At 41.2% G+C, this 16,905-nt stretch carries 21 protein-coding genes; all 21 read right to left on the minus strand.

Annotation, left to right across the window (positions count from 1 at the left end; genetic code table 11):
* Window positions 1-11 precede the first annotated feature (11 nt).
* The 21 genes from secA to degU all read right to left on the minus strand — a co-directional run bounded on the left by secA (window position 12) and on the right by degU (window position 16,905).
* A complete protein-coding gene (gene secA / locus NYE56_RS17880) occupies window positions 12-2,537 on the minus strand; it encodes a preprotein translocase subunit SecA (protein ID WP_003228033.1) in 2,526 nt (841 codons plus the stop codon).
* A gap of 167 nt (window positions 2,538-2,704) precedes the next feature.
* Complete coding sequence (gene hpf / locus NYE56_RS17885; protein ID WP_003228031.1) at window positions 2,705-3,274, minus strand: ribosome hibernation promotion factor; 570 nt, start codon at window positions 3,272-3,274, stop codon at window positions 2,705-2,707.
* A gap of 190 nt (window positions 3,275-3,464) precedes the next feature.
* Window positions 3,465-3,842, minus strand: coding sequence for a hypothetical protein (locus NYE56_RS17890; protein WP_341284205.1), 378 nt, complete (start codon window positions 3,840-3,842; stop codon window positions 3,465-3,467).
* Window positions 3,843-3,851: 9 nt separating this feature from the next.
* Window positions 3,852-4,193, minus strand: a complete 342-nt coding sequence (gene fliT / locus NYE56_RS17895; RefSeq protein WP_003242603.1) for a flagella biosynthesis regulatory protein FliT — start codon at window positions 4,191-4,193, stop codon at window positions 3,852-3,854.
* Window positions 4,190-4,591, minus strand: coding sequence for a flagellar export chaperone FliS (gene fliS / locus NYE56_RS17900; RefSeq protein WP_003243747.1), 402 nt, complete (start codon window positions 4,589-4,591; stop codon window positions 4,190-4,192). The genes fliT and fliS overlap by 4 nt, the downstream gene beginning before the upstream one ends.
* A gap of 21 nt (window positions 4,592-4,612) precedes the next feature.
* Window positions 4,613-6,109, minus strand: a complete 1,497-nt coding sequence (locus NYE56_RS17905) for a flagellar hook-associated protein 2 (RefSeq protein ID WP_268554950.1) — start codon at window positions 6,107-6,109, stop codon at window positions 4,613-4,615.
* 17 nt (window positions 6,110-6,126) lie between these two features.
* The gene (gene flaG, locus NYE56_RS17910; RefSeq protein WP_009968250.1) at window positions 6,127-6,456 is read right to left on the minus strand and encodes a flagellar protein FlaG; all 330 of its coding nucleotides are present in this window, start codon (window positions 6,454-6,456) and stop codon (window positions 6,127-6,129) included.
* A 233-nt stretch (window positions 6,457-6,689) separates the two neighbouring features.
* Entirely contained in the window at window positions 6,690-7,511 is an 822-nt protein-coding gene (gene hag / locus NYE56_RS17915; protein ID WP_029725988.1) for a flagellin Hag, read from the minus strand.
* A 144-nt stretch (window positions 7,512-7,655) separates the two neighbouring features.
* Complete coding sequence (csrA, locus tag NYE56_RS17920; RefSeq protein WP_033884178.1) at window positions 7,656-7,880, minus strand: carbon storage regulator CsrA; 225 nt, start codon at window positions 7,878-7,880, stop codon at window positions 7,656-7,658.
* Window positions 7,874-8,305 carry a flagellar assembly protein FliW gene (gene fliW, locus NYE56_RS17925; protein ID WP_003228007.1) on the minus strand — a complete coding sequence of 144 codons (432 nt, stop codon included), beginning with the start codon at window positions 8,303-8,305 and terminating at the stop codon, window positions 7,874-7,876. Before fliW ends, csrA begins: the two co-directional genes overlap by 7 nt.
* 20 nt (window positions 8,306-8,325) lie before the next feature.
* Window positions 8,326-8,901, minus strand: a complete 576-nt coding sequence (locus NYE56_RS17930) for a DUF6470 family protein (RefSeq protein WP_268554949.1) — start codon at window positions 8,899-8,901, stop codon at window positions 8,326-8,328.
* 46 nt (window positions 8,902-8,947) lie between these two features.
* Complete coding sequence (flgL, locus tag NYE56_RS17935) at window positions 8,948-9,844, minus strand: flagellar hook-associated protein FlgL (protein ID WP_015714797.1); 897 nt, start codon at window positions 9,842-9,844, stop codon at window positions 8,948-8,950.
* Between the two features lie 10 nt (window positions 9,845-9,854).
* Window positions 9,855-11,378 (minus strand): flagellar hook-associated protein FlgK, encoded by a 1,524-nt coding sequence (gene flgK / locus NYE56_RS17940; protein WP_268554948.1) that lies wholly within the window; start codon window positions 11,376-11,378, stop codon window positions 9,855-9,857.
* A gap of 18 nt (window positions 11,379-11,396) precedes the next feature.
* Complete coding sequence (gene flgN, locus NYE56_RS17945) at window positions 11,397-11,879, minus strand: flagellar protein FlgN (RefSeq protein WP_014481048.1); 483 nt, start codon at window positions 11,877-11,879, stop codon at window positions 11,397-11,399.
* Window positions 11,880-11,894: 15 nt separating this feature from the next.
* Window positions 11,895-12,161 (minus strand): flagellar biosynthesis anti-sigma factor FlgM, encoded by a 267-nt coding sequence (gene flgM / locus NYE56_RS17950; RefSeq protein ID WP_014481049.1) that lies wholly within the window; start codon window positions 12,159-12,161, stop codon window positions 11,895-11,897.
* A gap of 80 nt (window positions 12,162-12,241) precedes the next feature.
* Window positions 12,242-12,661 carry a TIGR03826 family flagellar region protein gene (locus NYE56_RS17955; protein WP_003227995.1) on the minus strand — a complete coding sequence of 140 codons (420 nt, stop codon included), beginning with the start codon at window positions 12,659-12,661 and terminating at the stop codon, window positions 12,242-12,244.
* A gap of 72 nt (window positions 12,662-12,733) precedes the next feature.
* Entirely contained in the window at window positions 12,734-13,456 is a 723-nt protein-coding gene (gene comFC / locus NYE56_RS17960) for a comF operon protein ComFC (RefSeq protein ID WP_014481051.1), read from the minus strand.
* Window positions 13,420-13,716 carry a late competence protein ComFB gene (comFB, locus tag NYE56_RS17965; protein WP_003227989.1) on the minus strand — a complete coding sequence of 99 codons (297 nt, stop codon included), beginning with the start codon at window positions 13,714-13,716 and terminating at the stop codon, window positions 13,420-13,422. Before comFB ends, comFC begins: the two co-directional genes overlap by 37 nt.
* Before the next feature lie 59 nt (window positions 13,717-13,775).
* The gene (gene comFA / locus NYE56_RS17970; RefSeq protein WP_268554947.1) at window positions 13,776-15,167 is read right to left on the minus strand and encodes an ATP-dependent helicase ComFA; all 1,392 of its coding nucleotides are present in this window, start codon (window positions 15,165-15,167) and stop codon (window positions 13,776-13,778) included.
* A gap of 105 nt (window positions 15,168-15,272) precedes the next feature.
* Window positions 15,273-16,118 (minus strand): DegV family protein, encoded by an 846-nt coding sequence (locus tag NYE56_RS17975; protein WP_268554945.1) that lies wholly within the window; start codon window positions 16,116-16,118, stop codon window positions 15,273-15,275.
* 97 nt (window positions 16,119-16,215) lie between these two features.
* Window positions 16,216-16,905 carry a two-component system response regulator DegU gene (degU, locus tag NYE56_RS17980; protein WP_003219701.1) on the minus strand — a complete coding sequence of 230 codons (690 nt, stop codon included), beginning with the start codon at window positions 16,903-16,905 and terminating at the stop codon, window positions 16,216-16,218.

Genomic DNA, 16,905 nt, shown 5'->3' on the forward strand with positions numbered 1-16,905 from the left:
GCCGGGGCGAACTATTCAGTACGGCCGCAGCAATTTTTATATTTTTTCCCGCTTCCGCAGTGACATGGGGCATTTCGGCCGATATCAACCACTTTGCGAACCGGTGCTTTCTTCGCTTTTTTGTTATCGTCGCCTTCTTGCGGCTGATGAGCTGTTGTTTGGCCTTGTACAACCTCTTCACGCTCCAGATTATTTTCAATCTCAGCTTTCATCACAAATTTTGCGACTTCATCCTCAATTGATTCAATCATATGCTCAAACATCGCAAAGCCTTCCATTTGATACTCACGAAGCGGGTTCGTCTGCGCGTAAGCACGAAGGTGAATCCCTTGGCGGAGCTGATCCATCGCATCAATATGATCCATCCATTTAGAATCAACGGCACGAAGAACGATAACTTTTTCGAATTCGCGCATTTGCTCTTTGCCGAATTGCTCTTCCTTCTCATTATATTTTGTGATGATGCGATCCATAATGAGCTCAAGCATTTCATCCGGTTCTTTGCCGAAGATATCGCTCTTCTCAAGCGCACCTTCATCAAGATAAGTTGTGTTGATAAGATCAACTAGACCGTCAAGCTTCCACTCCTCAGGAAGCTCTTCTCTTGGCGTATAGGCTGCAATTGCGCGTTCGAGAGAAGACTTGATCATATTTTCAACGATTTCACGCAGGTTTTCAGAGTCAATGACTTCAAAGCGCTGCTTATAAATGACCTCACGCTGCTGGCGGAGAACATCATCATATTGCAGAAGCTGTTTACGCGAATCGAAGTTATTGCCTTCGACACGTTTTTGTGACGATTCAACCGCGCGTGATACCATTTTGCTTTGGATTGGAGTAGAGTCGTCCATGCCGAAGCGGTCCAGCATCGCCATTGTCCGCTCAGCTCCGAATCTGCGCATCAATTCATCTTCCATAGAAAGATAAAATTGAGTGATCCCCGGGTCTCCCTGACGTCCGGAACGACCTCGAAGCTGATTGTCAATCCGGCGTGATTCATGTCGTTCTGTTCCGACAACAGCGAGTCCGCCAAGCTCTTTTACACCTTCGCCAAGCTTAATGTCCGTTCCGCGCCCCGCCATGTTAGTCGCAATCGTAACTGCGCCTTTTTGGCCGGCCTCTTCAATGATCTGCGCTTCACGTTCATGGTTTTTGGCATTTAACACTTGATGCGGAATTCCTTTGTTTTTAAGCAGCTTAGAAATCAATTCAGATGTTTCAACGGCAACCGTACCGACGAGAACAGGCTGTCCCGTCATGTAACGCTGTGCGACATCCTCCGCAACTGCCTTAAACTTTCCTTCCATCGTGCGGTAAATTAAATCCGGGCGGTCATCACGGACAACAGGCCTGTTGGTAGGGATCGTGACAACCTGCATGTTGTAGATGTTGCGGAATTCTTCTTCCTCTGTCTTAGCTGTACCCGTCATACCGGCAAGTTTTTCGTACATCCGGAAGTAATTTTGGAACGTAATCGTCGCCAAGGTCATGCTTTCGTTTTGAATCTCAAGCCCTTCCTTCGCTTCAATCGCTTGGTGAAGCCCCTCACTATAGCGGCGGCCTTTCATCAAACGTCCCGTGAAGGAATCAACAATAACAACCTGTCCGTCTTCCACTACATAGTCAACGTCCTTTTGCATCGCAACGTGAGCTTTTAAGGCCTGGTTGATATGGTGGTTGAGCGCGACATGCTTCACATCAAAGAGGTTATCGATGCCGAACGCTTTTTCCGCCTTCGTCATTCCTTCTTCAGTAAGCTGTACAGCTTTTGTTTTGATATCGTACGTGTAATCCTTCTCCGCTTTTAACGTACGGACAAAAGCATTTGCCTGTACGTACAGCTTAGTGGATTTGGCAGCTTGTCCAGAAATGATAAGCGGTGTTCTCGCTTCATCAATTAAAATAGAGTCAACTTCATCAATTACCGCAAAATGAAGCGGGCGCTGAACCATCTGCTCTTTATATAGAACCATATTGTCACGCAAATAGTCGAAGCCAAGCTCATTGTTTGTAGAGTAAGTAATATCAGCGGCATAAGCTTCCCGTTTTTCGTCTTTTGACATTGAGTTTAAATTCAAACCGACAGTCAGACCGAGAAACTCGAAAATTTTCCCCATTTGCTCAGCGTCACGGCTTGCCAAGTATTCGTTGACAGTCACGACGTGTACGCCTTTACCTGTTAACGCATTTAAATAAACAGGCAGGGTAGACGTTAATGTTTTCCCTTCCCCTGTTTTCATTTCCGCTATATTTCCGTCATGAAGCGCCACGCCCCCCATGAGCTGGACTTTAAACGGAAACATGCCTGTTACGCGGCGTGAAGCTTCTCGAACAACAGCGAAAGCTTCAACAAGAAGATCATCCGTTGTCGCCCCTTTTTCAAGACGCTCTTTAAATTCAATTGTTTTATGTTTCAACGCGTCGTCAGAGAGATTTTCATAGTCTCCGCGAATCGCATCAATATCGTTAGCAATTTTTTCGTATCTATTCAGCGTACGTTTTGTTGGATCAAACATTTTATTTAAAATTCCAAGCATTTATAACGCTCCTCTATCTTCACATGCCTATTTTAGAGGCATGTATAAATAATTTACTAGTCCATGTATACCTCTCATTATCATATCATACCTTTTGGTATTTCCAAAGAATTTGCAAATAAGAAAAACAAAAACCTTCCGCGGACATCACGGAAGGCTTCTCTTCATTATTCAGTCGGTTCAATTAAGCCATATTTCCCGTCATTTCTGCGGTACACGACATTTGTAAGGTTTGTTTCCGCATTTGTGAAAACAAAGAAATTATGGCCGAGCATATTCATTTGCAAGATCGCTTCTTCACTATCCATCGGCTTTAAATTAAAGCGTTTCTGACGGACAATGTCCAAGCTCTCCTCCTCTTCTATGTCATCCTGAACCGCAATATCTGTATCAGAGCCAAGACCGTTTGCCAATAAATATTTTGGAGAGCCCTGCTCACGGAATTTACGGTTTACTTTCGTTTTATGCTTACGGATTTGACGTTCCAGTTTGTTTGTTGCGAGATCAATTGCGTTGTACATATCCTCGTTATGCACCTCGGACCGAAGCGCCAGATCTGTCATCGGAATCGTAACCTCAACCTTAGACTCCTTGTCATTGTAAAACTTCAAGTTGACGTTCACATCAGCATCCACGCTATGGTCAAAATAGCGCTCCAGCTTGCCGATCTTCCTCTCGACATGATCCTTTAACGCGGGTGTCACTTCAATATTTTCTCCTCTGATGTTATAGTTCATCAAAGAACGCCTCCCTTTTATTAAGGATATGTATCTATTTCTCTTTTACCCTTTACAATTCCTGCTGAAACATAAATCTTTTGTGAAAATTCAGTGAACTTTGTCGAATTTTGTTTGTATTTGCTCTGTTATTGGCGGTTCGGAGGTATATGTATATGCTGATTGAACGAAACAAATACCTCACACACGCCTAATTGATTAAAAAAGGTTCCATACATTGATGAATAGACAGCATCCATTTTCTATAATGAATCAGAAAATGTTCCTTTAAATACTCACAGAACTCATGAGAGGGAAAAGAGAAAGAGACCAATTGATCAAACTCCGCAAAAATTTGGTCAAATGCTTTAACACAAATTTCAGCACACCGCGAATCCATAATGAAGAGAAGTGTTGAATGTGTTGAATCCAAATAAAAAAAGGCTTGGATCAGATCTTGGTAGATCCGATCCCCTTCTGTTTTTGATAAATTCTCTTCAGCATCTATCAAATAACACAACCCCTCTTCGATGGTAAAAAGAAGATGATAATAAGCTGATAAAAGCGTATAATCTTCAATGCTCTTCAAGGCACTCACCTATTTACGCTTGTCATAATATGTGCCGTCAATCGTAATGTTGTTATAAGGGTTTAAATACGTCGTATGCATCACACGTTTTCTTTTCATCTGCTGAAGTTCTGTTGCGATTGACTGCTTCAGTCTTTCCATTTCCTTCACAATCAGCTGATCCCATGTCAAGATAAGTTTCATCTGCTTTCGCTCTTCTTCTGAAAGCGGCAGAGATATCTCCTGAATCAGTTCAGACCGTGTAGCCACAAAGTCTTCAATTTGCTTTAAAAGTTCATCGCTTTCCGGCGTATTTTGTATGTGTGACAGCATACTCTTCGTCTCAGTGTATAGTTGATCTATATTATTCATGCGATCCCGCCTGATCCGTGCCGGTCCTTCCGTTCACTTTGAATGGCTTGTTTCCAAGCATCGCGAAAATCTGTTACATAACCTTCAACCTCAGCCAGCATGCCCGTATCATTTTTGATATTTGCCTGTACCAATCTGCGATACATATAATCGTACATCGCACCCATAGAAGCGGAAAGCTCTATGTTACGGTTAAGTGTAAAATTTAATTCCTGAATAATATTTTGCGCTTTAATCAGATTTTCATTTTTACGTTCCATATCATCATTCTCAATGGCCTGAGCGGCAAGTCTTATAAATTTCAAACAGCCATTATACAGCATAAGCGTCAGCTCACCGGGTGTAGCCGTATTCACTGAATTTTGCTGATAGGCTGTATAAGGATTTTGGATCGCCATGTGTCATCCTCCAAATTACATTTATTGTGCTAGAAGCTGTGATAAATAGGACGATTGTTCGTTCATTTTTTGAATCGCAGAATCCATTGCACTGAATTTTGTATAATAGCGGTTTTCTATTGTGGTCAACCGGTCCTGCATTTTGGTGATATCAGTGCTGATCGTGTTTAAATTTTTACCGATTGAGTAGTCATTGGTTCCCATTGTCGAGTTACCGGCTTTTGCTTCAATGCTTTTCACCGTACTTTTCAGTGTGTCACCGATACGTTTCATAATCCCTTTATCACTATAAGCACTGCTGTTCGACCCACTTGTAAATAAAGTGGCAACGCTTTGCGGATCTTCTTGTATTTTGGCTTTCAGTTTGTCTTCATTAATCTCTAAATGTCCCCGCATTTGGTAAGCACTTGAGGTTGTTATGCCGAATTCTGTCAATTGATAGGTTTTCCCATCCGCATTAACTTGAGTATAAAAGTCAGTCCGCATTTGGTTCGTGCCGGTGCTTATGCTGGTATCATTTTTCAGCAAACCGCTTTTTGCCTTCTCTTCCCAGAGTTCTATCTCTTTATCGGACATGGCTTCTTTTTGTTCACTCGTCAGCGGCGCATAGTCTCTGTATTTTTCTTCTTTCAACTTTTCATTCAGGCTGTCAACCAGTTCATTGTATTTATTCACAAACTCTTTAATTTGGTTGTAAATCCCGTCAACATCAGTAGATACAGATGTGGTAACAGGGCCTGTGGCTGCAGTTGTATTTTTGATCGAATAAGTAACGCCATTCACTGTGAAGTTGTTTGACAGCTTCTCCATTTCAAAGCCGTTGATGGTGACTTTTGCATTCGTTCCTTCTTTGTAAGCAGTAATCTTATTATCAGTGTCCAAAGAAAAACCTAGCTGGCCAGACATAAAATCTGCTGTAGCAGAGTCTGCTGCTTGTATACTGCCTCCTGCACCAGTTGCTTTAGAAGAAAACGCAATGGTTTCCACATACTCTGTACCATTCCAAATTTTATCTTTAAAAGCTGATACTCCTAGATCTGAGCTGTTAAGTTTAGAAATCACATTATCAATCGTATCAGCGCTCGTCACACTAATGTTCACTGTTTTTGCGGCTGTCTCACCAGGCGCAACAACGTTAAATGCCAAATTATAATCGCCTTGTGTGTATCCTGTATAATTGTTTGCCTTATATGTCGCAGCAGTTGCCAAACTTGCTACTTCAATAGTAGATGAAGAGTTTGCTGCACTTGCAGTTCCTGTAGCAGTTAACACAGATTCGTTTGAGCTTGTTACGGTTTTACTCTGAAACGTACTCGGATATGTCAGCTTATTATTAGACATATAATCTTGGAATTCTTTTATTTTCGAGTTTACTTCACGATAGCTATCACGCTGCCATTCAAGAGTCTGCTTTTTTTGTGTTAGCTTATTAAGCGGTGCTCTTTCTGTCTGCATCAGCTTTGATACAATATCATCTATATCCATTCCTGACGCCAGACCTGTTATTCTCGTGACCATTTCAAACCACTCCTAATCTACTTTTTTTCATCTACAAATAACCCAAGAAATTCAGTCATAGCCGCATAAAAATCAAGCCACCGTTTTGGTGGAATTTCGCGGATCACTTCATTTGTAGAGTCCTCTATTACCTTTACATAGTATTCATTTAACTTGTCATGAAGCTCGAACTTCAGATGAACTTGCGAAGGTTCCAAAAGCTTGTTCATTTCCCCCACCATTTCAGCAAGATTGGTATATGAAACTTGATGAACAGGAACCTCGTTATCATTATCTTTCTGATTATGTATTTGAGTATCATAACGATCCCAAACAGGTTGTAACGTAGTGAGCCTTTCAATGTTCAATTGATCATCCCCTATGCCCCAATCTATCGTTTATATCGACTAAATGGAGATAAGATTACACATATTTTTGGAAAAAATTCTTCTGTTTTAGATTTCTTGTTTGGAAATGCATTTATAAAAAGTTAGTGGAGAATCCGGTTATTATATCACGAGTTAGTGACAGCAAGGGGGAAGTATTCGGAGCTAGAAATATTAAATAAAAGACCTTGGCGTTGCCAAGGTCTTTTTTAAAATTAACGTAATAATTGAAGTACGTTTTGCGGTTGTTGGTTTGCTTGAGCCAGCATCGCTTGAGAAGCCTGAGAAAGAATGTTGTTCTTTGTGAACTCACTCATTTCTTTAGCCATGTCAACGTCACGGATACGAGACTCAGCAGCAGTTAAGTTTTCAGAAGAAGCACTAAGGTTGTTAATAGTGTGCTCTAGGCGGTTTTGTACCGCACCAAGTTTTGAACGTTGGCTTGAAACACTTGTAATTGCAGTATCGATTTTAGCGATCTCAGTGTCAAAACTGAAAGTAGCTGATGACACATCGATACCTTTTACTCCTAAAGTTGTTGCATCCATGTTGCCAATTGTAACATTAATATTTTGGGTAGCATTTGCACCGATTTGGAATGTAAAACCTGCTGTTACACTACCGTCTAAAAGTTTTTTTCCGTTAAATTCAGTACGTTGAGAAATACCATCGATCTCTTCAGTTAAAGCATCCATTTCATCTTTAATTGCAGTTAAATCTTCAGGTTGCTGTGTGCCAGTGTTACCAGCTTGAACAGTAAGTTCACGCATACGTTGAAGAATCGCATGAGTTTCAGTCAATGCACCCTCAGCTGTTTGGATAAGAGAGATTCCGTCTTGAGAGTTTTTAGAAGCCATATCAAGACCTCTGATTTGTCCTCTCATTTTTTCAGAGATCGCTAGACCCGCTGCGTCATCTCCCGCACGGTTGATACGTAGACCTGAAGAAAGTTTCTCCATGTTCTTTTGTGCTGCACCATTGTTTGAAGACAAACGGTTCAGTGTGTTAAGTGCTGCGATATTGTGGTTAATTCTCATTGTTTTGTTCCTCCCTGAATATGTTGTTTAGGCACGTCCTTGTGCCTTATTTTTGTAACTGGCGGAGTCATTTGCGCCTCCTTCCGGCTACATCATTAATATCGGATTGTCTCTGATTTTGTTAATACAAAAATAAAAAAATCCTCACTTTTTTTGTGAGGATAATGCGGAGATCACATCGCTGGATAACGCTGCTGCACGGTTATTTTCTTCCTGAATGGTCAAGTAAATTTCTTTCCTGTGAATATCAATATGCTTTGGGGCGTCAATTCCAAGCTTCACTTGATCCCCCTCAACCGCAATCACTTTCACTTCAATATCAGCACCTATTTGAATCGCTTCGCTTATTTTCCGCGATAAAACTAGCATGATTCTCCTCCAATCGGATGCTTTGTCGTATATGAGGAGTCGTGTAAAACGACTTGCTTAGCCATCATGTTCTTGCGATTCACAATAATGGGAGCCAATAAATTAGCAGTAGATTTTTCGAATGGCTCTGCCATAGTCAATATTGTCATGACTTCTACGTCTTGAATATTATCGATATCCAAAAGTTCAGCAGTTGATTCATCAAGGTCAAATTCATAATTCTTAAAAAAGATAAACGGACTTACAACGATGAACGCAAGATTTTCTGAAGTGACGGACTGCAGTGCCACGAATGGAGAGTCTTCTGAAAGCGGAAGTATGACAAATTGTTTTTCTTCTAAAAAGCCTGGAATCCCGCTTTCAAAAAGAATGATTTGTTCTTCTTTTATGTTCATTTGGCCATGGTACTTCGTATGAATGATCATTGTTCACGATCCTTTTCTTTTTACTTTTCGGGTGATTCTTTCGGGTATTCTACATCTATATTTAAATCAGGGTATTGGAGCATGTCAACCTTAACATTTCCTGGCGTATATTCAACAATTGGCTTATGCGGCTCAGCCTGAATAACAGGCTTTCGCGGCGTAATCTGAACATCAAGCTGTGACGGAGTATATTGTATTTTCACCCTAGATAGAGAAGGAGCATAATTTTCACCTAATTGAATTTGGTGCATTTCAGAGTTCCTCCTTGCTTGTGAAGCGATTGGGTTCCCTTTATTTTCAATTCTCATAAGCTCGTCGCCTTCTTCTGCAGTGCGCGCTATTCCCTCCATTACATCCTCATGCCCTTGTTGGGCGGCTTCTTCAATTCTCTTGAATACATGCTTTCTGTCTAATTCTTCCCATGCTTGTGTCTGGTCAATCGTGAGTTTTCCAGGTGTCACCGATATTTCCATTTCCGCACTCGGCTGTTCGATCTCTAGATCAGATTGAGGCTGCTCCATTTTTAAGCTGGCAGGCGTCGTTGTTAAACCAATTTTTCCTTGAACACTATGCATAATCAATCTGGGAATCTGCATCACTCTACCTCCTGAACTATAAAAAAAGCGAACTCCTGAGAGCCGCTTACTTTAAAAAGTCAATCAATGTAGGCTGAACAATTTGCGCATTAACAGCCAGAGTAGCCCTGTGAACGCTTTGCTGCGCAATAAATTCAGTTATTACTTCTTCCAGTTCTACATCTTCATTGTCTGATAACACTTTTGTAGCTGTTTCTTCTTGAGCTGAAAGTCTTGTATTAACCAGTTCAAGACGATTATATCTCGCTCCAAGATCAGATCGTTCAGCGCTCATGCCGTCAGAAAAATGATCAATATCATCTAAAACACTGTCCATGCCATCTAGCGAACCAGAATTTAGTGCTTTCTCAAAAGAATCAAGCATTTCAAATACATTCTGCCCGCTTTCAGAAGTGCCTCCAAAAGCTGACTTTGGATCTGAATTCACTTTCAATGACATATTATTTGATATATTGACTACGACATCAGCTGTATCAGAAATTGTATAAGTTCCGTCCCCGTTATCTGTAACCGGAGGCTTATCTGAATTTGTGCCATTAAAGATATATCTGCCGTTCACTTGTGTATTCGCAATATTTAAAAGCTGTTCCTTTAACTGCTTTACCTCTACGCCAATCGCTTGCCGCTCCGACTCGCCGTTTGTATCATTTTGAGCTTCAACCGCTAATTCTCTGACCTTTGACAAGATGTCAATTCCTTCTGTAATGTTTGTTTCTGTGTTTTCGAGCCAGGTAAAGGCTTGAGAAGCATTGCTTTTGTACTGCTGCACTTGAGACAGTTGCGTATTATACTTTAAGCTTTTCATTGCTACTACAGGATCGTCGGAAGCTTTTGAGATTTTTTTCCCTGAAGAAATCTGCGACTGGAGTTTATCCAGCTTCGAGTAGCTCGAACCGATATATCTCAGTGAGTTTTGCTGTATCATGCCTTGTGTTACTCTCATGTGACTCTACCTACCTTCCTCCAACACCCATGCCGTTGATCACTTTATCAAGTAATTCGTCTTGTAAAGTCACCATTCTTGCAGCTGCATTGTATGCGTGTTGGAATTGAATCATATTCGTCATTTCTTCGTCTAAAGAAACTGCGCTCATTTGCTGACGGTTTATGTCAGCATCATTCAGCTGTGTTTCTGTATTAGACGCCAGTCGATTAGCCTCTTGAGCTTCGATCCCTAGCTCGCCAATCAGACCCGCATAATAATCTAAAACACTAGTTTCTTTACCGTTAATGGTTATTTTACCGGTTAAAACATTTGCTAATTTTGTAGCATTTGCGTTATCGTTGGCTGCACCAGTCAGTGAGAAAGCAATGTTTGCGCCTTTTGAATCTATTATGCTGTCAGCCACTTTGATCTTGCCCGCCGCGCCCTTGGCAGGTTCAGTTTCACCGCCAGTAAAATCAAAAAAGTCTCCACCTTGTTCACCGCTCTTGGTCACACCATTTCTGTGCACTTCATTGAAAGCTTTCGCGAATTCAAGCGCCATATTGTCAAGATCAGAAAGCATTTCCGGGTATACGCCCTTTTCTTGGCCGTCTGCTGTTATATACCCGTAAGACTCTATAAATCCTAAAAGGGATCCCTTGCTGCTAAAGGACTCCGCCTGCACAGCTGTATCCCCGATTGAAATACTTGATACTAACCCAGTTTCATTATCATAGTTGGCTGCAAGTTCTGAAACCTCGTAATTTTTACCGTCCAAAACAGTTCCTAGCGACTGTTTATTTTTATCAAGGATTTCAATTGATACAGTTCCTCCAGCAGATGCAAGTGCATTCCCGCCTGATTTGTTGTAGCTGACTTTGATATCAACCATTGAGGATAATTTATCGATCAGCAAATCTCGCTGGTCATATAAACCATTCGGAAGAAGCCCGACCGGCTCTACTTGTGCAATTTGCTTATTTAAACTGTTTAATTGAGAAAGCAGAGAATTGACATCCAACACAGTTGTATTTAGCTCTGCTTTTAAATTCGATTGGACATTTGTAAGTGATTCAGAAATATAATTAAACGTTTCAGCTACAGCTTGTCCTTTTCGAGCAACAACAGAACGTGCACTTTCTTCATTTGTATTATTCGATAATTCCTGCAGAGAATTCCAAAACGAATTGAGCACACTGTTCAAGCCGCTGTCATCCGTTTCATTTAAAACGCCTTCCATTTGGGACAGCGCTTTGGCCTTCGTGTCATAGTATCCGGCACTGTTGTTTTGAAGACGGTATTGGTAGTCAAGAAAGATATCTCTTATTCTCTCAACTGATTTTCCTTGAACGCCCGTACCCATTTGTCCCGCTGTTTTTTCTGCGTTTTTAGATACAGCAGGGAAATAGTCGGTTGCCTCCAATGAGACCCGCTGTCTTGTATAACCATCAGTATTGGCATTTGCCACGTTATTTGCAGTAGTGCTTAAAGCTGCCTGCTGAGCGCTTAACGCCCGCCTTGCAGTTTCAAGCCCCATAAAGGTAGATGTCATTTTCTGAATTCCTTTCTGCTAAGCTTTTGAATCGAACAGTTTCATTTGGCTGCTTTTCGGCAGCTCAGCTTTAATTGATTTGCTGTAATTGAAGTTATTTTCCTTAGGAACCAGCATATCGTACGAAATAGAGATGAATTGCAGCGCGTCTCTTGTCAGCTGCCTATTCATCTCATTTACTTTTTTCAGACGTCCGAGAACTTGAGAAAGAGATTCGTATAGTTGTTCCAGCTCTTCCTTTTCACTGCCTGAGGTTTTGGCGATACATGCGGAAATAGTATTATTTTCGCTATATCCGAGAAAGGCCGAAGTTGTTTTGATCCGGTCATCTTCTGTCTGCGTGATTGCTTGAATATATTTTTGCTCTTTTGTCAAAATGTTAGAAAGCTCTTTTGTTTTGCCGGCTTTGAGCGCTTCCGTCTTTTCTTCAGACAGCGTGAGCAGGTGCTCATGCAGAACGCAAAGTCGCTTCAATTGTTCAATAATTGCCTTCGCTGACATGGGCTTTCTCCTTTTTTATTGCTTTTTATAAAAATTAATTATATTTTTCGCGATATGATTTGCGTCTACTTTGTATGACCCGTTTTCAATTTGCGCTTTAAGCTGCGCAATTTTTTCCTGTCGTGAACCAGTGACTGCGTCGGATGCATGTTGCATTTCTTTAGCCTGTGATGAAATTTCAATTTTATCTTGAGGCTGTGCAGCAGTTTTTTGCACCGCTTGCTTATCATAATTTTTTTGATATGGATTAACGGATTGTGTTCCAAATTGATTGATTTTCATAGGATTCCTCTCGCTTTCCGTTGCAGTCTTTAAACAATCTTAACCCTTTTATCGACTGCGTTTTCAGTTAGTTTAGGGAATCAGCTGTTTTTGGTATTATAGGCATAGTATGTGTCTTTTTTACTATTTTCTTTCTCGATTTTCAGAGCATCCTCGTGGTTCAAATGATCCATTTGATCCTTAATATCGGACTGGCAAGCCTTGCAGAACTTGCCTTCTCTAATCGATGTCCCGCACCTTTCACAAGGGTATGCCAAATTAGGAAGATGAGTGATCTGAATTCGCTTCTGCCTGATGAATTTCAATATCAGCTCTTCTTCCACACCTGTTTCCTCAGTTATCCGGCTCAAAGTTGATTGCCGGTTTTCCTGTTTTCTTAAAAATTTATAGACAGTCTCAAATGATTTTTCTTCTTCCTTAATACACGCCTGACATACAGTTTGCAGCTTTGTTTTTAAAAATAAAGCATTGCATTTCGGACAATTAGCCAGTTCTCCCATCTTTTTTCTCCTTATTAGATAATATGCCTGTGTCAATTTCTAGTGATTATATCGGCATAAAAACAGAATCATTTAGCTTCTGATCAAGGTAAAAGATGACACTGAAGCGGCTTTTCCTTTTTCTAATAAGCAGCGGGCTGCGAAGTGCAAGGTGGCGCCTGTTGTATAAAGATCGTCTATTAAAATGATATTCATACCTTCTGCTGAATTATTTTTTGTATCAAAAATGCGCTCTGACAGCAGGCGTTCTGTTTTCTTTTTCTTTGACTGTTTCTCATTATTCAGGCGAATGAGGGGATGGTGGGAAGGCCGGTCTAAACATTCTGCCAAGAGCTGTGCCTGGTTAAATCCGCGCTCTTCTTCCCGTTCCTTGCTCAGCGGAATAGGTACAAGAACAAAATGCTTATCGGGGTAAACCTTAGAAAAGGTTGAAGAAAAATCACTTTTAAATGCATTTATGATTTCTGCATCTCCTCTAAATTTAAAACGGGAGAGCGTTTCTTTCATCATATCATTATATGTGTAAACTGAACGGTTTTGACGCAATAGCAAACTGTCTCTGATCCTTGTTCTCCACACCTCGCAATCCCTGCATACGGCATGAACAGATTGAGGTCTGCCGCACAGGGGGCAGATATGTCCTGTGATTTTCTTTAATTTGCTTCTGCAAGAATAACAAACCTTTTCATCAGGCTTTAGTAAAAAAAGGGCTCTCCATGTAACATCTTGAGAAAATTGCGAATCACATAATAAACAGATCAGTTTATGAATGCCTCCTCCTGCTTCGTTTGACATAAATCGCTTGGACTCTCTGAAACTACTGCAGCAGATTCAGCCAAAATGACAAGCATTGCTGTGTTTTTTTGTTTATCTACCAGCTCAGCTTTCGTATATGCGATCTTTTTAAAATCAGTAACGTAGGATGGACTCACTTTGTTTAAAGAAAGTGCCAATACATCGTTTTGGCATACTTGGCAAGTACAGGCCATATGAAGCTGGTCCATATATCGGTCGAGCAGTTCTTTCATTACGATTTCTTTTGAATTGACAAGCATTTTTACAGCTCCTCATCATCGGTTATATGAGTATACTGTACCACGTTTTCAAATAATGGCTAGTCTGTACATTCAACTTTTGCTGCCAATTCATTCATTTCTTTTATATGCTTTCTTGCATCGAGCATACTCTTTGTTTTGCCGAAGTGAAAGAAAATGACATCGCCGTCCGCATATTCTTTATGCCGGCCGGTTCTTCCTGCAATTTGAACAAGTGCGCTTTCCGTAAAGATAGGTGATTCCGCTCCTAGTACACCCGTTTGCACCTTGGGGACTGTGACGCCTCTTTCCAGTATTGTTGTTGTGATTAATAGATCGAGCTGACCATCTCTGAATTGCTGCACTTTCTCCTTTCTATGCTTGTCTTCCGCGTGCACAGATGCGGTTCGGCAATGAACACCTCTAAAGCACGCAGCAGCCTTTTCCAGAATAGAAACGGAAGGAACGAATAAAAAAACAGGCCTCCCTTCTTTTACATGAAACTCTATCCATCTTTTCACCGCTGGCGGAATTTTATTTCGGTTTAATTTCTTCTTCCAGTTTCCACACCATACAAAGCGCGGTTCGGGTAAAGGTTTCCGGTGGTGTCTTGCGGGGATGCGAACTGAATGTAACTGTCCGTTCAGTGCTTTTCTTTTTAATTCTTTAGGAGGTGTTGCACTTAAATAAACGAGGGTGCTGTTTTTCTTTCTTGCTTTTTGAACAGCGAATTGAAGGGTTTGATCAGCGGAATATGGAAAAGCGTCAACTTCATCAATGATCATAACATCGATTGCATCTTTATATCGCAAAAGCTGATGCGTAGTGGAAATCATAAGCGGAGATAGCCGCCCTTTGTCATCGCTTCCTCCGTAAAGCGCTGAAATGTCAGCCCCCTGAAAGGCAGCCTTGAGCCTTGGAGCAAGCTCTAATACAACATCGGTGCGAGGTGTTGCAATACATACACGCAGTCCTTGATTTAACGCTGATTCTATACCAGGAAACAGCATTTCTGTTTTGCCAGCGCCGCAAACCGCCCAGATGAGGAGCTCTTCTTTTTTTGATATTGTTTCAATTAAAACATTGGCGGCTTTTTGCTGTCCGCTTGAAAGCTTGCCGTCCCATGTCAGTTTAATTGACTGCCAGTTTGGTTCACTTTCCTCTTCCCATGAATATAAAGGAACCTCCTCACTCACTCTGCCCATCATGACACAGGAACGGCAATACAGCTCATTCTTTCCAGATGAGTGATAAAAAGAATAATACCGCTGATCAGTTTGGCCGCACCTATTACATCTATATCCCCGTTTATTTATGGATATAGAATTTTCAGCAGTGATATATCCATTCTTGATATGCCATTCAATCATCTCATCGGAAAATGAGAGCTCAGTCCTGAGCAAATGACGGCTTCGAAGCGTCTGCTGCAATTCTCTAGAAAAGGAACTGTTTTTTTCAACTGGCACATTCACATAGCACGCCTCCTTTCGAGACAGTATGCCTGAATGAATATTTTCTGTCCAACTATTAAAATAAGAATATAAAAAAATCTCCGCTCTAAAAACGGAGATTTGGCCTTATTTAAAACACCAGCAAATTCCTAACGCACCTTCACCCAAATGAGTGCCGATTACCGCGCCAAAATAGCTGTTATAAAATTCAACATGAGGATATTTTGCAGAAAGCTCTTCAATGATTTTCGCTGCTTCTTCCTCTCGATTAGCGTGGATAACAGCAGCTCGCATAGGCAACCCTTTACTCGCATCTTCGTCTAAAAGCTCATAAATTCGCGAAATTGCTTTTTTACGTGTGCGAATCTTCTCAAAAGGCACAATTACCTTATTGTCAAAATGAAGGATAGGCTTTACCTTTAGAAGACTACCAATGAAGGCTTGGGCGCTGCTTAATCGCCCGCCGCGCTGAAGATGAGCTAAGTCATCTACCATAAAATAAGCACGAACTGTTTTTTTCATTTCTTCCAGTTCTTTTATAATATCTTCCGGCGATGATGCTCCGTTTTTAATTAATTCAGCAGCTTTAAGGGCATAAAAGCCTTGAGCCAAGCAACTGATCTCTGAGTCAAATGGATACACATCAATATTGTCGACCATCGAATCAGCCGCTGCTGCACTGCTGAATGTTCCGCTGATCCCGCTGGAAAGATGGATACTGATAACCGCATCATAAGACTTGCCAAGCTCTTCATATAGCGCAACCAACTCGCCGATTGGCGGCTGAGAAGTCGTCGGGAGCTCATTATGTTTTTTCACTTCTTCGTAAAAGCTTTTCCAGTCCAATTCAATTTCTTCACGGTAAGTCTCCTCCCTAAAAACAACCTGGAGAGGGACCATATGTATCTGATGTTGTTCACGCATTTCTTTCGGAATATATGCCGTGCTGTCTGTTACGACTGCAATATTCATAGCTTCGATACCTGCCTTATTGCTTTATAACTCTATTGTAAGGGAAACGGCAGCCTAAAAAAAGACCTGCCTAGAAAAAGGCAAGTCTCCTATTATACTATCTCATTTCTACCCAGCCATTTTTAATGGCGACCACAACGGCTTGCGTCCGGTCGTTTACATTCATTTTTTGTAAAATATTGCTTACATGGTTTTTAACGGTTTTCTCACTGATAAACAATGATTCACCAATTCCGCGGTTGCTTTTTCCGTCTGCAAGCATCTGCAAAACTTCACATTCCCGCCTAGTTAAAATATGTAATGGTCTGCGGATTTCAGGGTAAACCTCATGTTGAGGGTGTGCAGAAACTCCGCTTGTTGCAAGACGGCGGAATTCGTTAACGAGGTTATGAGTAACCTTCGGATGAAGGTAAGATCCGCCCTCAGCCACTACTTTAACCGCTTCAATTAATGTATCAGCATCCATCTCTTTCAGCAGATAACCTCTTGCACCTGTTTTCAGGGCATGTGTTACATAATTTTCGTCATCGTGAATTGATAGAATAATTACTTTAGATTCAGGATACAGCTCTACAAGCTGTTTTGTAGCTTCCACACCATTTACGTTTGGCATATTGATATCCATGATCACAACATCAGGATGATAGTGCTCAACAATACGAGCCGCTTCGTCTCCGTCATCACCTTCGGCTACCACTTCAAAGGTAGGTTCAAAATCCAATATCCGTTTAACACCTTCACGAAATAACTGATGGTCGTCGATAATAACAATGTTTACTTTAGTCAC

Origin of the sequence: Bacillus sp. FSL R5-0603, assembly GCF_038050295.1 — a bacterium.
GTDB lineage: Bacteria > Bacillota > Bacilli > Bacillales > Bacillaceae > Bacillus > Bacillus subtilis.